The sequence below is a fragment of the Microcoleus sp. AR_TQ3_B6 genome (genome assembly GCF_036702785.1).
Taxonomy (GTDB): domain Bacteria; phylum Cyanobacteriota; class Cyanobacteriia; order Cyanobacteriales; family Microcoleaceae; genus Microcoleus.
The window spans coordinates 31841-52935 of sequence record NZ_JAUBVJ010000032.1; the positions used below are offsets into that span (position 1 = coordinate 31841).

The window sequence follows — 21095 nt, forward strand, 5'->3', positions numbered from 1 at the left end:
GATGGTGCAACCGGAATCCATCTAATTCATCTGCGTTAATCTGTGTTAATCTGCCTGTATCTGCGGTCAAAAAAAGAGAACTTGTTCACCGCAGATGACAAGGGATTGACGCTGATTCACGCAGATGAAAAGAAGAGAGATAGGAAGAATGCCGATGCAAACAGATTTGATATGAGCCCTCATTTTAAACTTTTCATAACTTCCGGTAGCATCGGCATAATAAAATTCAGTCAACAGTCAACAATCCCAGATGGTGCAACCGGAATCCATCTAATTCATCTGCGTTAATCTGTGTTAATCTGCCTGTATCTGCGGTCAAAAAAAGATAATTTAGTAACCGCAGATGACAAGGAATTGACGCTGATTTACGCAGATGAGGAGAAGAGAGATAGGAAGAATTCCGATGCTAACAGATTTGATATGAGCCATCATTTTAAACTTTTCATAACTTTGCGTTTAGCCATTTTTAATTTTTGAATTCCCGAAATCTGAATTTGTTTTTCCTGCTCGATTTGGTGCTGCCTTTCTGCTTCAGCAATAATTTCTGTCAAGTCGTCGAGCATGATATCTGGCTGGATGACTACCTGGTTGAGGAGGGTTTGGAAACCTCTCACCATTCGGGCAATGGTCGCACCCTCAAATAAGTCTGTTTTGTACTCAAATAAGCCTTGAATTCCTTCTGAAATCTCCCAGAGAGTGAGGCTTAAGTCGTGTCTCGACATACCGACATCGAATTCCAAAATGCTCAAGGTTAAACCAGCTAACTCCAGGGGTGGCATGGGCGCATTCTGGAGTACAAACCACACTTGAAACAGCGGGTTATAGCTGAGATTTCGCTCCGGCTGCAATTCCTCTACGAGCTTTTCAAAAGGGACATCGGGGTGAGCGTAAGCTGCTAAAGCTACCTCGCGTGTTCGACGGAGTAGTTCCCGGAAAGTTGGATTGCCTGCGGTGTCAATTCGCAGCACTAAAGTATTGACAAAAAATCCAATTAGTTCCTCTAATTCCAGGCGGTTGCGATTGGCAATGGGAGAACCAATAGCGAGATTATCCTGCTTTATTTGGCAGGAAAGCAAGGATTGAAATGCTGCCAGCAACGTCATAAATAGGGTGACATCTTGTTGCTGGGCGAGCGTTTTTAGCTTTTCAGTTAAAGAAGCAGAAATCACAAAAGATTGCTGCGACCCTCGGAAACTTTGCACGGGAGAGCGCTGCCTATCTGTTGACAGTACAGCTAAAGCGCCTCCCAATTGCTGTTTCCAATAAGCGAGCTGTTTTTCTAATTTCTCTCCCTGGAAATGCTGCCGCTGCCAACTGGCGAAGTCGGCATACTGTACGGAAAGTTCAGGCAGCCCAGAGGGTTTGTCATTGGAAAAAGCTTCATAAAGTGCGGCTACTTCTCCCACCAATACCCCCATAGACCAACCATCAGAAATAATGTGGTGTATCGTCAGCAGCAACACATATTCTGCCGGACTAAGTTGCAGCAGAGTGCCCCGAAGTAAGGGAGCTCGCGTTAAGTCAAAGGGGCGTTGGGCTTCTTCAAGAGTACGCTGCTCTATTTCAGCTTGCTGCTCATTTTCTGGTAAATGTCGCAAGTTTACTACCGACAAAGCGAAATTCAAGGAAGGAGAAATCAGTTGGACAGGTTGCCCGTCTACTTCTGCAAAAGCAGTCCGTAAAACTTCGTGACGCCTGACAATTTCATTGAGTGTTTGTTGCAGTGCAGACAAATTCAATTGTCCTTGCAAACGCACAGCAGCAGGAAGGTTGTAGGCGGGGTTTTCGGGAGACAATCGATCGAGAAACCACAGCCGTTGCTGGGCAAAAGAAAGGGGAGCCGAGTTTTGCTGCGATCGCCTGGGAATGCGCTGAGATTGCTCAGCCTGTACTGCCTCTTTGCCCAATGCTTTGAGGAGGAGCGCTCGCTTCTGGGGCGAGAGGTTTTTTAGTCGTTCTGAACGATTAGTAGACATCATACAGCATTTTTTAGGTAAGTGAGGTACATAGCTTTCGATAGAGGACACGGCAGTGCCGTTTCCCTACAGCTCGCGATCGCTTGACTGGTGTACTTCATCAACGTGGAATTTTTTGTGATTCACCTCGTCGGAGTAGTCGCTGTTTGTGATAGTTAAGGAAAGCTTTGCTGCTATTTTTAGCTGGTCGTTTAAAACAACGTTGATATCTGCTTCGGTGGTGAGGGGGTTGGCAAGGACGACTCGAAAAGCAACAATGGGCATGGTTTTGCCATAACTGGTGTTTTGCACGGTTGTTCGCGATACGAAGGTGTGACCGGCTCGCCGCTGGGCTTCCTGAAGGCGCTCGTTAAATTGATTGATGAAGTGGTTGTCTGCTTCGGCTAGTTGTTTTTTGGCTGCTTTTTCCCTGAAGGTTTCTGGAATGTAGCGGTATAAAAGAATATTAATTTCTGGTTCTAGCAGCAATTCAAAGGCTGGATTTTCCCGAATTAAATTGGCGAAGTGCTGCGTTTTATGGATGCCTGCATCTATCAAAAATTCATAGCCTTGATGACCGATGATATTCAACGCGGCTTGCAAGAACAAACTCGCACCTGGTCGAGAGCCTTCGAGAGAGCGCTTGCCGAGATCGATTGAGTCTTTTCGCACTGTGTAGGGCGCGTGTTTTTCAATAACTTTGGCGGTTTGGGGATTGCGGAATAAAACTAGACCGATTCCCATTGGCAAATACATTTGTTTGTGTCCATCTATGGTGACGGAATCTGCTAGTTCAATCCCTGCGAATTTGTGCCGGTGACGTTGGGAAAAAAGCACGGGGCCGCCCCAAGCGGCATCGACGTGAAAGTGAGCGTTTGCTTCTTGGGCGATCGCGGCTATTTCTGGAAGCGGATCGATACTTCCGGAATCGGTGCTGCCTGCAATACCGATAATTGCCAGAATGTGCAGGTGGCGATCGCGACATTCGGCTACTGTTTGGCGCAGCGCTGCCAAATCCATGCGGTGATTGGCATCGGTGGGGATTTTTAGGAGATTGCGATCGCCAATGCCTAATAAACCGGCAGCCTTTTCAAAAGAATAGTGCATCAAACTCGAGCCGATTATCACCATTCCCTTGTAGCCGTAAAACTCTAAAGCTGCGTACAAGCCTTCTTTTTCAATGCCACTAAAGTTATTTTTTGGCCCTAAAGAAGCGTTGCGAGCGCACCACAGGGCTGTAATATTAGCTAGGGTGCCGCCCGTTGTCACGATACCGAGCGTGCTGTCACTTTTTTGAATGTGCTGGTTATAAAATTCCTCAGAAAAATCGTAAATTAATCGGTGCATCATTGCCAAAGTCTGGCGCTCGCAGGGGCTTAAAACTTTGGCAGTTTCCATCTTGACTAAATTTTGATTCATCGCGGTTAACAGCTTCGCGATCGGGCGCACAAAATAGGGAAGTGCGCTCGTCATGTGACCGATATATCGGGGGGAAGAGGTGTGAATGGAATGGGCAACGAGGGTTTGGGCTAAATCATCGATATAATCCGCAACATCTGTAGGAAGGGCGGGAATTTTGTTTTCCCTAAACTCCTGAATAATTAACTCTAAGTCAATATCTGTACTAGCGGTTTTTGCGTACAAAAAGTCTTCAACTAGGGCAGAAATTCGCTCCTCCATTGCTTCTTCTGCCAAAAATGACTTTTCTGAGGCACTGAATAGCTCCATTAATTTTTCTTCAAGTGGGGTAACAGAGGCTTTTAAGGGCTGCATTACATCTTGAAACTCTTGGGCTTTTACTGTTAATTTACTCATCTAATTTATCCTGTTTAATGGGCTTTTTTTATCTCCTATTCCCCACCGAAGCCTTAAGGATAAAAGGGCTGCTTGGTTTCTTTTACCAACCCGATCTTTCCTCAGTAAGCATCACTGTTTTGGCTGAATCTCCCTCACTATTTTCTAAGAGATCGAGCAATTCATCTATCTGGTTAGCATCGGCGTTTGCCAGAATTTCTTCCTCGATTAGTTCAGCTAAATTCTGAATGGTGGGAGCGGCAAAAAAATCCCACAGCGCTAACTCTACCCCAAAGCACGATCGCACTCGCGAAATTAACTGTGTTGCCATCAGAGAGTGACCGCCCAGGTCAAAAAAGTTTTGGTTGGTTCCTACTTTTTCTAGCCCTAAAAGAGCAGTCCAAATCTCAGCAATTTCTTCCTCTGTGGGCGTTTTTGGCTCAGTGAAGGCTGTTTCATCAGAAACGCAATCGCACCTTTGAGATAAGGCGAGGCGGTCAATTTTTCCGTTGGGCGTTAATGGCAGCGCATCTAATAGCACAAAAGCTGAAGGCACCATGTAATCGGGCAGTTTGTGCTTCAAGAATGAACGCAGTTCGGAAATAAGTTCTGGGTGCTGATTTCTGAACCCTGAGTTAGGAACTAGGTAAGCGACTAGGCGTTGACTGCCCGGTGCTTTTTCCTGAAGCACAACAGCAGCGGTGGACACAGAAGAATGTTGAGAAAGTGCTGCCTCTATTTCTCCTAGTTCGATGCGGAAACCGCGAATTTTTACTTGGCAATCGCCACGACCCAGAAATTCTATATTACCATCCGGCAGGTAACAACCGATATCGCCTGTTTTGAACAAAAGTTTTTGAGGAGAATTACCGAGAAAATCTAATTTTTCTTGCCCAAAGGGGTGAGAAATGAATTTCTCCGAGGTTAAGTCGGGGCGGTTTAAGTAGCCCTGTGCCAATCCATCGCCGCTGACGTAAATCTCGCCGGGAATTCCTATGGGAACGGGTTGCAAATTGCGATCGAGCAGATAAATTTGCGTGTTGGCGATCGGGCGACCGATGGGAACTTGCTCGAGACAGTGAGTTGCATCGTACCACGTCACGTCCGCAGCTACCTCAGAAGAGCCATAAAGGTTGATTAATACCCTCTGGGGCATCTGCTCTCGAAATTGCTGGCAAAGTTCCACCGGCAGAGTTTCTCCGCTGCAAATCCAATATTTTAATTGAGGCAAACGCCTGTCTAGATCGGGGAAGGAATCTAAGATAGCGCGCAACAAAGAAGGAACTAGCACCAGTCGCGTTACATTTTGCTTTGATAAGGTTTGAAGGAATTGGTTAATATCTTTGACGGCTCGATCGCGAATAATCACAGTGGGCAACCCATGCAGCAAAGGAGCAAAAATTTCCCAAACCGAATCGACAAAATTTAAGGACGTTTTTTGACAGCAAATATCTTCTTCGATAAAAGGGTAGGGGTTCCAAAAACAGCGATTGACTGTGCCTCGGTGGGTGCCAAGTACGCCTTTGGGAGTGCCTGTCGAGCCGGAAGTGTAGAGGACGTAAGCGAGGTTTTCGGCTTCCACTTTAACAGCGGGGTTGCGATCGCTCTCGCGGGAAATTTCCTGCCATTCGGCGTCGATACAGACGACTTTAGCGCTGTGTTCGGGGAGGGTTTCTAGGAGGTTTTTTTGAGTCAAAAGCACCGGAACTTTTGCGTCGGCCAGCATGAAGGAGCGGCGTTCTTGGGGATAAGCAGGATCGAGAGGAACGTAAGCGGCACCGACTTTTAAAATGCCCAAAATGGCCACTAGCACCGACAGCGATCGCTCTAAGCAAATTCCCACCAAAACTTCGGGCTTTACGCCTAGAGATTGCAGGTAATGCGCGATTTGGTTGGCTTTGGCATTCAATTCGCGGTAAGTCAATTGTTCATTTTCGCAAATTGCAGCCACTGCATCTGGGGTTCGCTCTGTTTGCGCTGCAAATAATTCGTGAATTGAGGAATTTTTGGGGTAATCCGCTTGGGTGTCGTTCCACTGGACAAGTAATTGCTGGCGTTCGGCGGCGCTCAATAGGGGCAATTCTGACAGTTTCCGCTCAGGATTGAGAGTCATTTCCTCTAGTAAAGTTTGCAGGTGTCCGAGCATCCGCGCGATCGCGCTGTCCTCAAAGCAGCGAGGATCGAAAATAATTTTCAGCGTCAATTCCGCACCCGGCATCGCCATCACCGTTAGAGGATAATTCGTTGTTTCCCAGGAGCGAATATTCTCTACTTTTAAGTTGTGAATCTTCTCCTGCAAAGAAGCATCCGAAGGATAATTTTCAAAAACGACCAAACTCTCAAATAGAGGTAAACTCCGAGGAACTTCGCTCCACCCCTGCACCTCAATGAGGGGGCTGTACTCATACTGCCGCGCCTCAAATTGTTGCGCTTGGAGTTGTTTCAAGCAGGATAAAATAGAATCCTGTGGGTCAATTTTTACGCGCACTGGCAGAGGATTTACGAACAGTCCAACTACCGATTCAGCACCAATTAACTCTGGCGGTCGCCCGGAGACAACCGTACCAAAGACCACATCTTCCTCGCCGCTGTATCGGCTCAAAAGTAGCGCCCAAGCTGCCTGTACGAGGGTATTTAATGTTAGCTGATGCTGCCGCGCGGCAGATTGCAGTGCGGCGGTGGCTGTTGCAGAAAATATCACCTGCTGTTGGCCACTACTTTCTAAACGGTTTCCCGCGACAATATTGCCCCGGGCGATCGCAGTTGGAGCTGCAAAACCTTTGAGAGTTTGCCGCCAAAATGACTCAGCCGCAGATAAATCTTGCTGGTGCAGCCACGCGATGTAATCCCGATAAGGGCGAGGGCGTTTGAGGTGCAATTCCTCGCCCTGGGAGAAGGCTTGATAAAATGCCAAAACTTCCTCAAGAACGATCGCCAGGGACCACCCATCTAAAACTAAGTGGTGGTGGCTCAAAATAAACTGAAATGTATCTGTTTCTAACTGGACCAGTGCAAGGCGAATCAAGGGAGCTGATGTCAAGTCAAAGCCCTGCTCTCGATCGGCTTTTAGGAACGTTTCTAGCTGATGTTGTTGTTCGGAAGCCGAGAGCGATCGCCAGTCCATCTGCTGCCAAGATAGTGCAGCCTGCTTGCGCACCGCTTGCACGGGTTCTTTCAAAGTTTTCCACAGGAAACAAGTCCGCAAAATGGGATGCCTGTCTACAACTTTTTGCCAACTATTTCTAAACGCAGAAACATTGAGAGCGCCGCGCAAGACGCACAGCAGTTGCCCGAAATATACGCCAGATTCTGGCTGGTAAAGCGAATGAAAGAGAATGCCCTGCTGCGCTGGGGAGAGGGGGTAAAAATCTTCGATATTGCCTTCGATCATATTAAAGCTCTGCCAAAATTGCGGTAATGTTGTCTAAATCGTCCTGGCTCCACTGGCTCCACTTAAACTCTGCAAAGTCAGAAGGAGTGCAGCCGCCGGCGTCGGGGGATTGACAGTGTTGAATTAGCGATCGCAGCGATTCTATAAAGCCCGCTGCCAAATTTTCAATGCTTTCTCGTCGGTGAATGTTTTCGCTGTACGTCCAATCTAATTGCAGCTTGCTGCTGGCAATAAATCCGTTAATTTCCAGCAGGTAACGCCGATTTCCGCGCGGGCTGCGAAGGGGGCCACTAGGATTGGAAGACAGCATTAATAAAGAAGACTTCGGCAGCACTTGGTCAAACTGTCCGAGATAATTAAAGCTTACCTCAGCTTGCGGCAATTTGTGCAATTTTTTAGCACTTTCTGGGTTTAAATATCCTAGGACGCCGCAGCCAATACCGCGATTGGGCACTGCGCGTAATTGCTCTTTTACTGATTTGAGGGCAGCCCCGAGATCGGCAGGTTTTTCTAAGTTTAACAGGACGGGGAAAACTGCTGTGAACCAGCCGATTGTGCGCGACAAATCTACGCCTTCAAATATATCTTCGCGCCCGTGACCTTCTAAGTCAAGTAAAAGTGAGTTCTTGCCTGCCCAGCGTTCAAATGCTTGAGCTAAAGCAGTTAGCAATACATCATTAATTTGAGTGCGGTAAGCGGCAGGTACTTCTTGTAAGAGCAGTTTTGTTTCTTCAACACTCAAAGCAACGGATATTGTCTTTGCAGATGCAACTAAATTGGCTGCGTTTGGGAAATCTATTGGCAAGGGAGAAGTTGGTTGGTGAGAAAGGGCGAACCAGTAATCGAACTCTCCCTGCAATTCGGGCGATCGCGCCCACTCATGCAAGCGTTCGGCCCACTCCTTAAATGAGGTTGTTTTGGGCGGCAGCGCGACTGTTTCGCCGCGGCTAATTTGCTCATAAGCTGTCTGGAAATCCTCAATTAAAATTCGCCACGAAACCCCATCAACCGCTAAGTGATGAATAGCCAATAACAAGCGATTTGGCTGATGTTTGCCCAAGTCAAATAGGGCAGCGCGAAGTAATGGCCCCTCTGACAAATTCAAACTAACTTGCAACTGAGTGGCGGCGGTTTGGAAAGCGGCTTCTCGCTCCTCTGGAGGTAGCGACGACAAATCAATGCAGGTAAAGGTCGCAACCTCGTCGGGATTGGCTATCGCCTGCTGCCAGCCAGATTCTCCTCGCCCAAAACGCAGGCGCAGCGCGTCGTGGTGCTTCAGCAATTCTTGCAAAACTGACTCAATTAATGCAGGTTCGAGAGGTTGCTGCAACTCTAAAAGCACCGCCTGATTCCAGTGGTGCGGATCGGAGAGATTTTGCTCGAAAAACCAGTGCTGAATCGGTGTCAGAGGAACTTCGCCAGTGATTAATCCCTGTTCCGATTGTTGAATCCCAGTTGTATCGGCGACGGTGGCTAACTGTGCAATGGTTTGGTGTTGAAACAGTTGTTTTGGAGTGAGCTGCAACCCCGCTTGATTGGCTTTAGAAATGACTTGAATGCTGAGGATAGAATCGCCGCCCAATTCAAAGAAATTGTCGTCAATTCCCACTTGTTCTAACCCCAATACTTGCGCCCAAATTTCTGCCAGGATTTTCTCAATAGCCGTGCTTGGCGCGGCGAATGCCTCTTCGAGTTCTGGCCGATCGCGCTCCGGTGCAGGTAGTGCCTTGCGATCGACTTTGCCGTTGGGAGTTAGAGGCAGCGATTCCAGCATCACGAACACAGCAGGCACCATGTATTCCGGCAATTTTTCTTTCAGAAAGCAGCGCAGTTCGTGAATCAGTATTGAATGCTTATTTTGTGCTGCTGAGTTAGCAATGATATAAGCTACCAAGCGCTTATCGCCCGGTACATCTTCTCGCACTACAACCACAGCCTGGGCGACATCTGGATGCTGTCCTAGCGCTGCTTCAATTTCTCCTAATTCGATGCGGAAACCGCGCACTTTTACTTGGTGGTCAATTCGTCCCAAGTATTCAATATCGCCATTTGGCAGATAGCGAGCTAAGTCTCCCGATTTGTACAACCGCGCTTTCAAACTGTCATTAAAGGGGTTTGGAATAAACCGATCGGCCGTTAATTCTGGCTGATTGAGATAGCCCCGCGCGACGCCAGCACCACCAACGTAAATTTCCCCAGGGATGCCGATCGGAACGGGTTGGGAGTTGCGATCGAGCAGGTAAACTTGCAAGTCAGGAATTGGACGGCCAATAAGGCTGGCATTTTTACTTAAATCAGCGGCAGTCAGCGGCCGATAGGTGACGTGGACTGTTGTTTCTGTAATGCCATACATATTGACCAGTTGGGGGTGCCGATCGCCGTGCCGATCGAACCAAGGTTTTAAGCTTTGCAAGTCTAAAGCTTCCCCGCCAAAAATTACTAAGCGCAGGCTTAAATCTTCGTCAATTCCGGCAAATTCTTCTGTCTTTATCAACTGGTAAAATGCCGAAGGAGTTTGGTTGAGAACTGTGACTCGTTCTTTGCATAGCAAGCTGTAAAAATCTTGGGGCGATCGGCTGACTGAATAAGGTACGATCGCGAGTCGCCCGCCGTAGAGTAAAGCGCCCCAAATTTCCCAGACTGAGAAGTCAAAGGCATAAGAGTGAAACAGCGTCCACACATCTTGCTCGTTGAAGTTGTACCGCGACTGGGTAGCAGCAAACAGGCGGACGACGTTTGAGTGAGGAACTAAAACGCCTTTGGGGATGCCAGTGGAGCCAGAAGTGTAGATGATATAGGCGAGATTTTCGGCAGTGGTGCCGCTGGCGGGATTTTCTTTGCTGTTTTGGGAGAAAGCACTTTTATCCCCATCGAGGCAAACGATTTTGGCGCTGCATTTGGGAAGGGTTTGCAACAACTTTTCCTCAGTCAGCAGCACATTTACCTGCGCGTCTTCGAGTATAAAAGCAAGGCGATCGCGCGGGTTGGCTGGATCGAGCGGAACATAAGCGCCGCCAGCTTTGAGAATACCGAGAATGCCGATAATTGTATCGAGCGAGCGATCGACACAAATCCCAACCAAAACTTCTGGCTTGACGCCGAGTTGTTGCAGGTAATGTGCGAGTTGGTTGGCTCGTCCATTCAGTTCGCCGTAGGTGAGTTTTTGGTCTTCAAATACGACTGCAATGGCATTGGGCGTTCGCTCTACCTGCGCTTCAAATAATTGATGAATGCAGCGATCGCTCAAATAATCGGCGCGGGTGTCATTCCACTCTATCAACAACTGGTGCCGCTCTTTTTCCTCCAGCAACCGTAGCTCTTCAATCCGCCGCTCTGGGTTGGCAGCTATGCCCTCCAGCAACGTGAGAAAATGCCCCGCCATCCGCCTAATAGTTACCGCATCAAATAAATCTGTACTGTATTCAAACTGACCGCTAATTTCTTCCTGCTTTTCTTCTAAATACAGCGTTAAGTCAACTTTTGCTGTCTGATTCTCAACCTCTAAAAGAGTGAGATTGAGTCCAGCGATTGATTCTGCAGCAACAGGTGGAGTTTGCAAAACAAAAGCAACTTGGAACAGTGGATTGTAGCTCAAATTTCGCTCGGGGTGCAACTCTTCAACCAGTTTCTCAAACGGCAAATCCTGGTGAGCGTAAGCTTCTAAACTCACCTCCCGAATGCGATCGAGCAACTGCCGAAAAGTCAGATCGCCTGACAAATCAGTTCGCAATACCAAAGTATTGACAAAAAACCCGATTAGCCCTTGAATTTGGGCTCGGTTGCGGTTGGCAATGGGAGAGCCAACGGGGATATCTGCCTGTCCTGTATAGCGGTAGAGCAACGTTTTAAAGGCTGCTAGCAGCGTCATAAACAGGGTGACATTTTCCTGGCGGCTGAGCTTTTTGAGGGCTGACCTTAGCGTTTTCGGGATGAGAAAGGATTCTTTCGCGCCCCGATAGGTTTGCGCGGGGGGACGGGGGCGATCGGCTGGCAATTCCAGCAAGGGGGGAGCGCCACTGAGCTGTTTTTTCCAGTAGTTAAGTTGAGTTTGCAAGCGATCGGCCGCAAGCCATTCCCGCTGCCAAATAGCAAAATCGGCGTACTGTATGGAAAGTTCGGGAAGTGGGGATGGTTTACCAATTGAAAACGCTTCGTAAAGTGCTGCTAATTCTTGCAGAAAGACTCCGATTGACCAGCCATCAAAAATAATGTGGTGTAGCGTCAGCAGCAAGACATATTCCTCAGCATCTAACTGTAGCAAACTAGCTCGCAACAGCGGTCCTTTGGTTAGGTCAAAAGGTTTGCTAGCTTCTTCGGCAGTCAGTTGTTTTACTTTTTCTTCTCGCTCATTTTCCGCCAATTGTTGCAGGTCTAAAACTTGCAGCCCGAAATTAAAATTCTCACCAACCACCTGCACGGGTTGACCGTCTACAGTGGCAAATGTCGTCCGCAAAGCTTCGTGACGGCGCACAATTTCCTTGAAACTTAGCTCTAGCACTACTACATTTAGCCTGCCTTTCAGTAACACAGCCGCCGGAAGGTTGTAAAAAGGGTTTCCCGGTTCAAATTGATCGATAAACCACAGTCTTTGCTGGGCAAAAGAGGTGGGAAATGCAAATACTTCTTCTTCCGCAGTATTTGCCGAGTCGCGAGTATCTGTTAGAGGTTTTTCGGAAAAATGCACCGTCATTGGATTAGTAACTGGTAATTGGTAATTGGGATTGCAGCCGATATTTGGGGATTGGTTATGAGGTAATATCTTGGGCGGGGCGGGTTTACGAGATTTATCGTTTTTAGTAAAGATATTGGCGAACCCGCCCCTAGAGGAATAACGGTCAATCGATTTTAGATTTTAGATTTGAGATTTTAGATTGACTTGCGCGAGATAAATGCTCTTTCTTGAGGATTTTCGATTTTCAATTTTGGATTGATTCCACGGATAAATCACGTGGCGGGTACCACCTTTGAAATTCGCTTGTCAATCGAACGGACATGATATTATTGGCTGCTCACTCATGACTCATTATTGATTTGTGGTTAGCGCAAAGATGACAGCGACCTGCGGTACGCCGATCGCGAAACGGGCGCGATCGCGGGTTCTTCAACGGCCGCATTTTTGTTTTTGGCTTCAGAAATCTTTTCTGCAAGTACGGCGAGCGAGCCTCCTGCAAAAATATCGCACAAAGGCAATTCTATCTGACAAGATTCTCGTACCTTTGCTGCTAATTGAATTGCCAGCAGCGAATTTCCTCCTAGTTCAAAAAAGTTATCGGCAATGCTTAACTGTTCGATGCCGAGAACCTCACAGCAAATTCTCGCTAACATTGCCTCAATAGGGGTGCGCGGTGCGACAAAAATCTTGGCTTCTGGAATTGCGGCATCCGGTTCGGGCAGTGCCTTGCGGTTAACTTTGCCGTTCGCCGAAAGCGGCAGCGCGTCCAGAATTATAAATGCAGACGGCACCATATAATCGGGCAGTTTTTCACTCAGAAATTGGCGCAATTCTTCAACCGCAGGGACAGGGTTTTGTTGGGTAACGATATATGCTACTAAGCGTTTTTGACTGTGATTTTCTCCGAATGCGGTGACAATGGATGCTTTGACTGCCGGGTGCTGGTTCAAAGCGGCTTCAATTTCTCCTGCTTCGATGCGATACCCGCGAATTTTAAGGCGGAAATCTTCTCGCCCTAAAAATTCGATGTTGCCGTCAGGGAGGAAGCGCCCTAAATCTCCCGTTCGGTACAAGCGATCGCCCGTGACGGGGTGCGTGACGAAGCTGGCGCGAGTTTTTTCTTCATTCCGCCAGTATCCTTTTGTCAGTCCCACTCCGGCGCAGCACATTTCCCCTGGTACCCAGACGGGGCAGTCTTCCAGCCTTTCATTCAAAATGTAATAGCGGGTGTTCGCGAGCGGCGATCCGTAGGGAATGCTCTTCCAAGAAGGGTCAACAGTTTCTACCGGATACCAGATGTTCCAGAGAGTGGTTTCAGTTGGCCCGCCAACGCTGACAACGCGACATTCTTGGACGATCGCCCTTAACCTCTGGGGCAGTGTTACTGGAATCCAGTCACCGCCGAGAAACGCCCAGCGCCAGCACTCTGGCAACACCTCAGAACGTCCGGCAGCGTAATCGAGCAGCATTTCCATCATCGGCGGCACCGAGTTCCAAATGGTGACGCGCTCTTGTACCATCAATTGCGCCCAGTGAGCGGGGTCTAGCCGTTGTGCGGCATCGGGAATGACGATCGCGCCCCCGGCCGCTAGGATGCCGAAAATATCGTAAACCGACATATCGTGGTGCAGTGCGGTGACTGCGAACGCGCGATCGCAGTCGGCCACATTAAACACTTGGTTGGTCTGAGCGATCGCATTGACTGCACCTCGGTGCGCGATCGCCACGCCTTTCGGCAAGCCAGTTGAGCCGGAAGTATAAATCACATAAGCTAAATCTTCCGGTTCCTGCACCGACTCCAAAGCTTCGCCGCTTTCGGCCGCCAATTCGTCGGTATCGAGACAAATTCGCCGCACATTTTCCGGCCATTCCCAGCGCTGATTTAATTGAGATTGCGTCAAAACAATCTCAACTTCGCCATTTTCCAGCAAATACCGCAGCCGCTCTTTTGGTAGCGCCGCATCTACGGGCAAATAAGCTGCCCCGGATGCCAGAATGCCCAGCACAGCGACGATTTGCTCCCATCCTTTTTCCATAACCACGGCAACCAACTGGTTAGGGCGAGCTCCCAGCTTCCGCAATCGGTGAGCGACTTGATTCGATCGCAGATATAGTTCCTCGTAGGTGAGGGTGCGCGTTGAAGTAATCACGGCGGATTGCTGCGAGCGCGAGGCTACCTGGTGAGCAAATAGTTCGTGCAGCAGTGCGTCGGGAATCGGTGCATCGATGCCGTTAGCGACGGCTCGCTGCTGCAACTGCGCCGTTCCCTGCCAAGCTTCCTCCGAGCTTGCGAGGCGCTGCAACAGGCTGCAGTAGGCGTCAAACATATCGTCGATTAGCCCTTGGGGGAAGAGTTCTTCCACCGCATCCCAGCTAAAAGACAGCCCCTGGGCCGTTTCAGTAAATTGCGCGTCTATCCAAACTTGCGGCGTTTGACCGATGATGTGAACCAGTTCTCCCAATTCTTGTATCAAAGAGAAGATAGAAGTATCTTCTCCTGGCGCGTTTTGCGGATCGATCGTAAACACAACTGGCATCAACGCGGAGGTTGTACCTTGCGCTTGAGCGAGTTCTCGCAAAACGCGCACGCCGCTGACATATTGGTGTTCTAAATCTTGCCAAAGTTGTTCTTGCAGTCGCTGGGCTCGTACTTCAAAACTTTCTGGCTTTGAGTTATCTACTTCTAACAGAGTAAATGAGGCAAATTCTCCGATAATTTCCTCAACTTGAGGATGGAGGGGAAGCCGATTAAAGCGCGGCACGTTGAGGGTAAACCGAGGCGTTTTGCTCCACAAGGAGAGAACCTCGGCATAGGCAGCTAGCAATAAACCCGTAGGAGTGAGGCTGGCGCGAGCTGTGCGCGTTTTGAGGCGCTGCCAGGTTGGCAAGTCTAGGCGATCGCTCCAGCGTTTAAATCGCGGCTGTGTTAAGGAATTCGGCTGTTTGGCGAGGGGCAATTCCGGCGCTGGTGGCAGGGTTTTGAGGCGAGTGCGCCAGTAATCTAAGGATTGCTGGTAAAATGGGGAGTTTTCTAAGGCGATCGCAGCTAACACGCAGTCGCGGAAAGACAGTTGCAAGGGCGCGATCGCAGTATGGGGATTGCGGTAAAACTGCACCAAATCGCCAAACAAAATTTGAAAACTCCAGCCGTCTATGCACAAGGCGTCAATGCTGATGTGGAGCCGGATGCGGCGATCGCTTATTTGCGAAGCGCAAATCTCGAACAGCGGCCAGCGATCGAGCGGCAGCACTTGGTGAGAAAGGCGATCGCGAATTGCTGCGAGTTTTTCACCCGCAACCTCTGGAGCGAGCGATCGCAAATCCAAAACCTCAATTTTATAAGCGGGTACGTTTTCCAGAATTTGCTGCTGTCCGTTCGGCAGTACGATCGCCCGCAGCATATCGTGACGCTCTACAACTCGCTGCCACGCGAGGCTAAACCGCTCTAAATCTAACTCGTCGCTCTCAATTTCTACATAGCCGTGAATGGCAACATTGCCCATTTCAAAAAAGCTATTTCTCCCGATCCAGTAAGCCTGCTGCATTTCGTTGAGCGGAAATGGTTGGTAGCGATTTTGAGGAGCGGGGGCGATCGCGGGCAGTGAAATCAGGGATTCGGGCGACTGCTGGCTCTTAGCTTGTGCGATCGCAACTGCCAGACTGGCGACACTAGGGGATTGAAACAAGCAGCGCAATGATAGCTCGACGTGAAAGCGATCGCGCACCTTGGCAATCAGTTGAGTTGCCAGCAAAGAGTGACCTCCCAACTCGAAGAAATTGTCATTGATTCCCACCTGTTTTAAACCCAGAACCTCCGCCCAAATCTCCGCTAATACTTGTTCTTCTAAAGTTTGAGGTGCGATAAAATCGGCGTTTGACTTGTTGGTTTCCGGTGCGGGAAGTGCCTTAAAATCTACCTTGCCGTTTGGCGTTAATGGCATCGCTTCTAAAAACATGAAACTGGCAGGAACCATATAATCTGGCAGTTGTTCCCGGAGAAAAGAGCGCAGACTTTTAATCAGTGCAGAGTGCGTAGGGGCGGTGCCTCCGTGCCCGCCCGCGACTGCTGAGTTTAAAACGAGGTAAGCAACTAAGCGCTTGCTGCCTGAATCTTCCTCATGCGCCAGAATGACTGCTTCTTGCACGTCTGGATGTTGGCTGAGTGTGGATTCGATTTCTCCTAACTCTATGCGGAAACCGCGAATTTTTACTTGACGATCTGTGCGATCGAGAAATTCTAAATTCCCGTCGGGAAGATACCGGACTAAATCGCCTGTTTTGTAAAGGCGATCGCCTTGGAAGCTGCTAAAAGGATCGGGAATAAATTTGTTTTGATTCAGCTCTAAACGGTTAAGATAGCCTCGGGAAACGCCCGCACCTCCGATATAAAGTTCGCCGGGGACTCCGATGGGAACTGGTTGCAAATTAGCATCGAGTACATAGGTGCGGGCATTTGGAATTGGACGTCCAATCGGCAAGGTTTTTGCGGAGTTTTTAACCGCAGAGGACGCAGAGGGGAGAGAAGAAGAGGAGGAAGAGTCGCACCACGTCGCGACAATGGTTGTTTCTGTGGGGCCGTAAGTATTGACTAGCCGCACTTTTTCTGATACGCACTTTTGCCACTGATTCAGCGATGTTGAAAGTGCGGTTTCTCCGCCAATAATTGTCAAGCGCACTGACGGGGGAAATTCTGCGTTTTCGATGCTGAGTCTGGCAGTTAATTCGCGCCAGTAAGCGGTTGGTAAATCTAAGACGGTGATTTGCCATTCCCGGCATTTTTGCAGGAAGGAAGAAATGCTGTCTAACATGGAATTTCCGCGCAGTACCAAAGTGGCACCTCGCGTTAAACAGGGATAGATTTCTTCGGCGCTGGCGTCGAAGCTGAGGGAAGCAAATTGGAGAATGCGATCGCCTGGTTCGATGCCATATTCTACACTTGCAGCCTGCGTATAATTTGCCAAAGATTGATGCTGCACCATCACTCCTTTTGGCTTGCCGGTAGACCCGGATGTATAGATGATATAAGCGAGGTTTTCTGGCGAAACTGCGCTATCAGGATTTGACTGATTTTCTTGAGAAATTATCTCCCATTCTGCATCCAAGCAAATTGCGGAAATATTGGGGACTAGCAAGTCTGCAGCTAATTGTGCTTGCGTTAGCAATACGCGAACTGCTGCGTCTTCTAACATGAAATTAAGACGTTCTTTGGAATAATGCGGATCGAGGGGTAAATAAGCGCAGCCTGCTTTTAATACGCCTAAGATTCCGACGATCGCATCGAGCGATCGCTTCAGATAAACGCCGACTATGGCATCGGGTTTTACACCGCAATAGTGCAGGTAATGTGCGACTTGATTCGCTCGATTATTTAATTCTTGATAAGTCAAACTTTGGCATTCACATCGCACCGCAACCGCATCAGGTGTTTTCGCAGCCTGCGCTTCAAACAAACGGTGAACGCACTCATTTTCGGAGTAATTTACCCCAGTATTATTCCATTCAAATAGAAGTTGTTGGCGTTCTGTTTCTGCAAGCAGGGGCAAATCTGATAGACGCGCGCAGGGATTCGCAACGATGCCTTCTAATAAGTTCTGAAAGTGTCCTGCCATTCGCGCGATTGTAGCCGATTCAAATAAGTCTAGGCTGTACTCAAACCAGCCTCTAATACCTGTTGCTGTGGCTTCTAATTCCAGGGTTAAATCGAAATTTGCTGTGCCGCTGTGAATCTGTTGGCATTTCCAGCTTAAATCCGGCAATTCTAAGGCGAATTCAGAGGCATTTTGAAAGGCAAACATCACCTGAAATAAAGGCGATTGACTTAAATCTCGATTCGGCTGCAATTCTTCTATCAACTTCTCAAACGGTACATCTTGATGCGCGTAAGCACCTAATGCAACCTCTCGCACTCGATTCAGCAACTCTCGAAAAGTTGGATTTCCATTTAAGTCAGTCCGCAGCACTAAAGTATTGACAAAAAATCCAATCAATGATTCGGTTTCGCTGCTGTTGCGGCTAGCAATTGGTGAACCGACGAGGATATCTTCTTGCCCCGTGTAGCGGTAAAGCAGTGTTTTGAATGCTGCCAGCAATGTCATAAAGAAAGTGGTCTTTTCGCGGCGACTCAATTGCCTAATTGCCTCGGTTAAGTGTTCTGGCAATTCAAATAATTGCCGACCTCCCTTGTAACTTTGAACAGCGGGACGAGAAAAGTCTGTTGGTAAATTTAGAACGGCTGCGCTGCCACTTAACTGCTGCTTCCAGTAAGTAAGTTGAGTTTCTAATATTTCTCCCTGCATTTGTTGGCGCTGCCAAGTTGCAAAGTCTGCATACTGAATTGGCAGCGGTGGAAGCGAGGCTAAATTTTTATTAGACAATCCTTCATAAAATGCAGCTAGTTCTCGTAAAAATATGCCCAATGACCAGCCATCAAAAATGATATGGTGGGCGGATAAAAGCAGAGTATGTTCTGTTTCTGATAGGCGCAGAAGTTTGGCACGGAGCAGATGTGGCTGAGTTAAATCAAAGGGCAATTTTGCTGCTTCTGCAGACAGTTTTTGCGCTGCTTTTTCCCGTTCCTCCGGGGAGCGATCGCTCAAATCTATCAGCGGTAATGGGAAATTTCCCACCTCAAAAATAACTTGTATCTGTTCTTTTTCACCACCAGCAAACGCAGTTCTTAAAATCTCGTGTCGCTCGATAATTTTCTCAATACTTTGCCTGAGTGCTTCTGCATTAAGTTGCCCCGTCACCCGAACCGCACCGCAGAGGTTGTAGAAGGGGTTTCCCGGTGCCAATTGGTCGAAGAACCACAAGCGCTCTTGGGCAAAAGACAGGGGAAGATGGCGCGATCGAGAAACTGGCCTCGGGACGGCTGCTTTGGTATTTCCTGTCAGTTGCTCTAGAATTTGCACTGCCAGTCGAGCAATGCTCCTATCCTCAAACAAATCGGCAACCGATACACTAACGCCCAAGTCACTCTCAATTTGATTTTTTAACTCAAAAATTCTTAAAGAATCTAGTCCAAAGCTGCTGAGCGGTCGATCGATAATATCTTGTGTTTTCTCCCTGGCACTGAAGTGGATTGAAGATTCCTCTTCCGTCGGCCTTAGGCGACTTTGGCTATTAGCCGGGGAATGAATTCCCCGGCGGTTTACCTGCTGCCAAAGGTAAGCCTCAAGCAGCAACTGCCGTTCTTCTAACTCTGCTGTCACCAGAATTTCTCGCGTGATTTGATTGTCGGTTTCCACCGAATCAGCTAACTCTAAAACGCTGCTGGCAACAACTTCCAAATTGTCAGCTAGAAAGTCAGCACAGGCGGCGCGACGTTGAATTTTACCGCTGGTAGTTTTCGGAATGCTTCCGGGCTTAATCAGCACTACTCCATAAACTTGCACTTCATATTCTTGAGCAATACTGGAGCGGATGGCGCTGATAATTTCCTCGCTATTATCCGGCGCTTTGCGAGATTGTAATTCTTGCACGATAACGAGCTGTTCTTCGCCTGCGACTTCCACCGAGAATGCCGCGATCGCCCCCGGCCGCAAACTGGGATGGCTGCGAAGAGCCGTTCTTTCTATATCTTGGGGGTAAAGATTGCGACCTCGGATGATAATCAAATCTTTGAGTCGCCCTGTAACAAACAGTTCGCGATCGCGTAAAAAGCCTAAATCTCCTGTTCGCAAAAATGGTCCTTCGCCGGTATCGGAAAGATATGCTTGAAAGGTTTTTTCTGTCTCTTCTGGGCGATTCCAATAGCCTCGCGCAACTGTTGAGCCAGCTACCCAAATTTCTCCGACTTCCTGCGGCTGGCATTGCCTAAGAGATTCGGGATTGACGATCGCAACTAAAGTGCCAAATTCAGGGAAACCGCAGCCGACTAAAGTTCTCGCGCCGCGATCGCCTTCGCCAACTTCTACAATGTGATTATTTTCCAGCGCCCCAGCGTCAACAGGTAAGAAAGTCGGTGTGATGCCGCTGCGAACCGTGGCAATTTTTAGCGTAGTTTCTGCCATTCCGTAAGCAGGACAAAAGGCATCTGCCTGAAAACCCCAGGGTTCAAAAGCTTTGGTAAATCGCTCTAGGGTTTCTTTGTGGATGGGTTCTGCGCCGTTATAGGCCACGCGCCAACTACTCAAATCGAGCATTTTTTCGCCATCGCCCAAGATTTTGCTGATTTTGCTAGCGCACAAGTCGTAAGCAAAATTTGGCCCGCCGCTGTGGGTAGCTTTGTAGCGCGAAATCGCTTCCAACCAGCACATCGGGTTTTGAATAAACGCCGCTGGCGGCATGAAGTAAGAGGGAATTCCCAGGTACAAAGGTTTGAGCAATCCGTCAATTAACCCCATGTCGTGAAAGTGGGGGAGCCACGTTACCGCAACGCTCTCGGAATCGTGGTCAAAGCCTCGGTGAATGTATTCGATGTTGTACAAAACGTTGGCGTGGCTCACCATTACGCCTTTGGGGGTGGAGGTTGAGCCGGAAGTGTACTGAAGATAAGCCACGGAGTCGGGATGGATGGGTGGCTGCTCCCACTTTTCGCCGTCATCGGCAAGCGCCTCTGCACTCAGCCAGCGCATCGCTTTGAGTTCCGGCGCTTGCTCGCATAGCTGCTCTAAATTTTCCAGGTGTCGCGCGGGAGCGATCGCAACTGTTGCTCCTGCATCTAGGGCGATCGCGCTAATTTTCGCTAAATTCCGTTTCAGCTTCGGCGGATAGAGGGGAACGGCGATAACTTTGGCGTACAAGCATCCAAAAAAGGCGGCGAGATAGTCCAATCCTGGCGGGAAAAGCAGCAAGGCTCGTTCGCCGGTGACTCCCAATGTCTGAAGTCGCACGGCGTGCGATCGGGCGATCGCATCTAACTCTCGATAAGTCAAACAGGCGGTTTCAGTTTTTCCGTCTAACAGAAATGTATATTTCTGCTCTGGTTGGTGTAGTGCTCTGTTTTGTAGGAGTTCTACTAAATTGGTACAACTTTCGGTGAGTTGGTTTCCCTTAATGCTTGCGTCACTCATCGATTCTTTTTACCTAATAAATCTTGTTTGCAGTACGCCAACCAGTTCCGCCAAATTCTTTCCACATAGACTTTCTGTGAACAGTTGTCGGGCGTTACGAGTCTCCCATCAGCGCGTTTGAGTCTTCAATCCGGGTGTTAGCGCTTCTTTTCACCTTTTGTTGTCGATCGCGCTGTTCGGCTGCAGGCTCCGGGGCGATTTTCAGTCCGAGCCAGCTTCGATATCAGCTTCAGGGGCTTTACGGCTATCGACTTTAAGCATACTAAGTT

The 21095-nt window shown here is 48.7% G+C and carries 5 protein-coding genes; all 5 read right to left on the reverse strand.

Annotated elements, in window-relative coordinates:
* Positions 1–428 precede the first annotated feature (428 nt).
* The 5 genes from QUB56_RS16915 to QUB56_RS16935 all read right to left on the reverse strand — a co-directional run bounded on the left by QUB56_RS16915 (position 429) and on the right by QUB56_RS16935 (position 20826).
* The gene (locus tag QUB56_RS16915; RefSeq protein WP_332956643.1) at positions 429–1979 is read right to left on the reverse strand and encodes a condensation domain-containing protein; all 1551 of its coding nucleotides are present in this window, start codon (positions 1977–1979) and stop codon (positions 429–431) included.
* 63 nt (positions 1980–2042) lie between these two features.
* Positions 2043–3770 carry a pyridoxal-dependent aspartate 1-decarboxylase PanP gene (gene panP, locus QUB56_RS16920; protein WP_332956644.1) on the reverse strand — a complete coding sequence of 576 codons (1728 nt, stop codon included), beginning with the start codon at positions 3768–3770 and terminating at the stop codon, positions 2043–2045.
* Between the two features lie 82 nt (positions 3771–3852).
* Positions 3853–7140 carry an amino acid adenylation domain-containing protein gene (locus QUB56_RS16925; protein WP_332956645.1) on the reverse strand — a complete coding sequence of 1096 codons (3288 nt, stop codon included), beginning with the start codon at positions 7138–7140 and terminating at the stop codon, positions 3853–3855.
* 1 nt (position 7141) lies between these two features.
* Entirely contained in the window at positions 7142–11830 is a 4689-nt protein-coding gene (locus QUB56_RS16930; RefSeq protein WP_332956647.1) for an amino acid adenylation domain-containing protein, read from the reverse strand.
* Positions 11831–12177: 347 nt separating this feature from the next.
* The gene (locus tag QUB56_RS16935) at positions 12178–20826 is read right to left on the reverse strand and encodes an amino acid adenylation domain-containing protein (RefSeq protein ID WP_332956648.1); all 8649 of its coding nucleotides are present in this window, start codon (positions 20824–20826) and stop codon (positions 12178–12180) included.
* Positions 20827–21095 lie beyond the last annotated feature (269 nt).

Coding starts and splice junctions, on each gene's coding strand:
- QUB56_RS16925 (WP_332956645.1), bottom strand. CDS start 7,140: ATGATCGAAGGCAATATCGAAGATTTTTACCCCCTCTCCCCAGCGCAG.
- QUB56_RS16935 (WP_332956648.1), bottom strand. CDS start 20,826: ATGAGTGACGCAAGCATTAAGGGAAACCAACTCACCGAAAGTTGTACC.
- QUB56_RS16915 (WP_332956643.1), bottom strand. CDS start 1,979: ATGATGTCTACTAATCGTTCAGAACGACTAAAAAACCTCTCGCCCCAG.
- panP (WP_332956644.1), bottom strand. CDS start 3,770: ATGAGTAAATTAACAGTAAAAGCCCAAGAGTTTCAAGATGTAATGCAG.
- QUB56_RS16930 (WP_332956647.1), bottom strand. CDS start 11,830: ATGACGGTGCATTTTTCCGAAAAACCTCTAACAGATACTCGCGACTCG.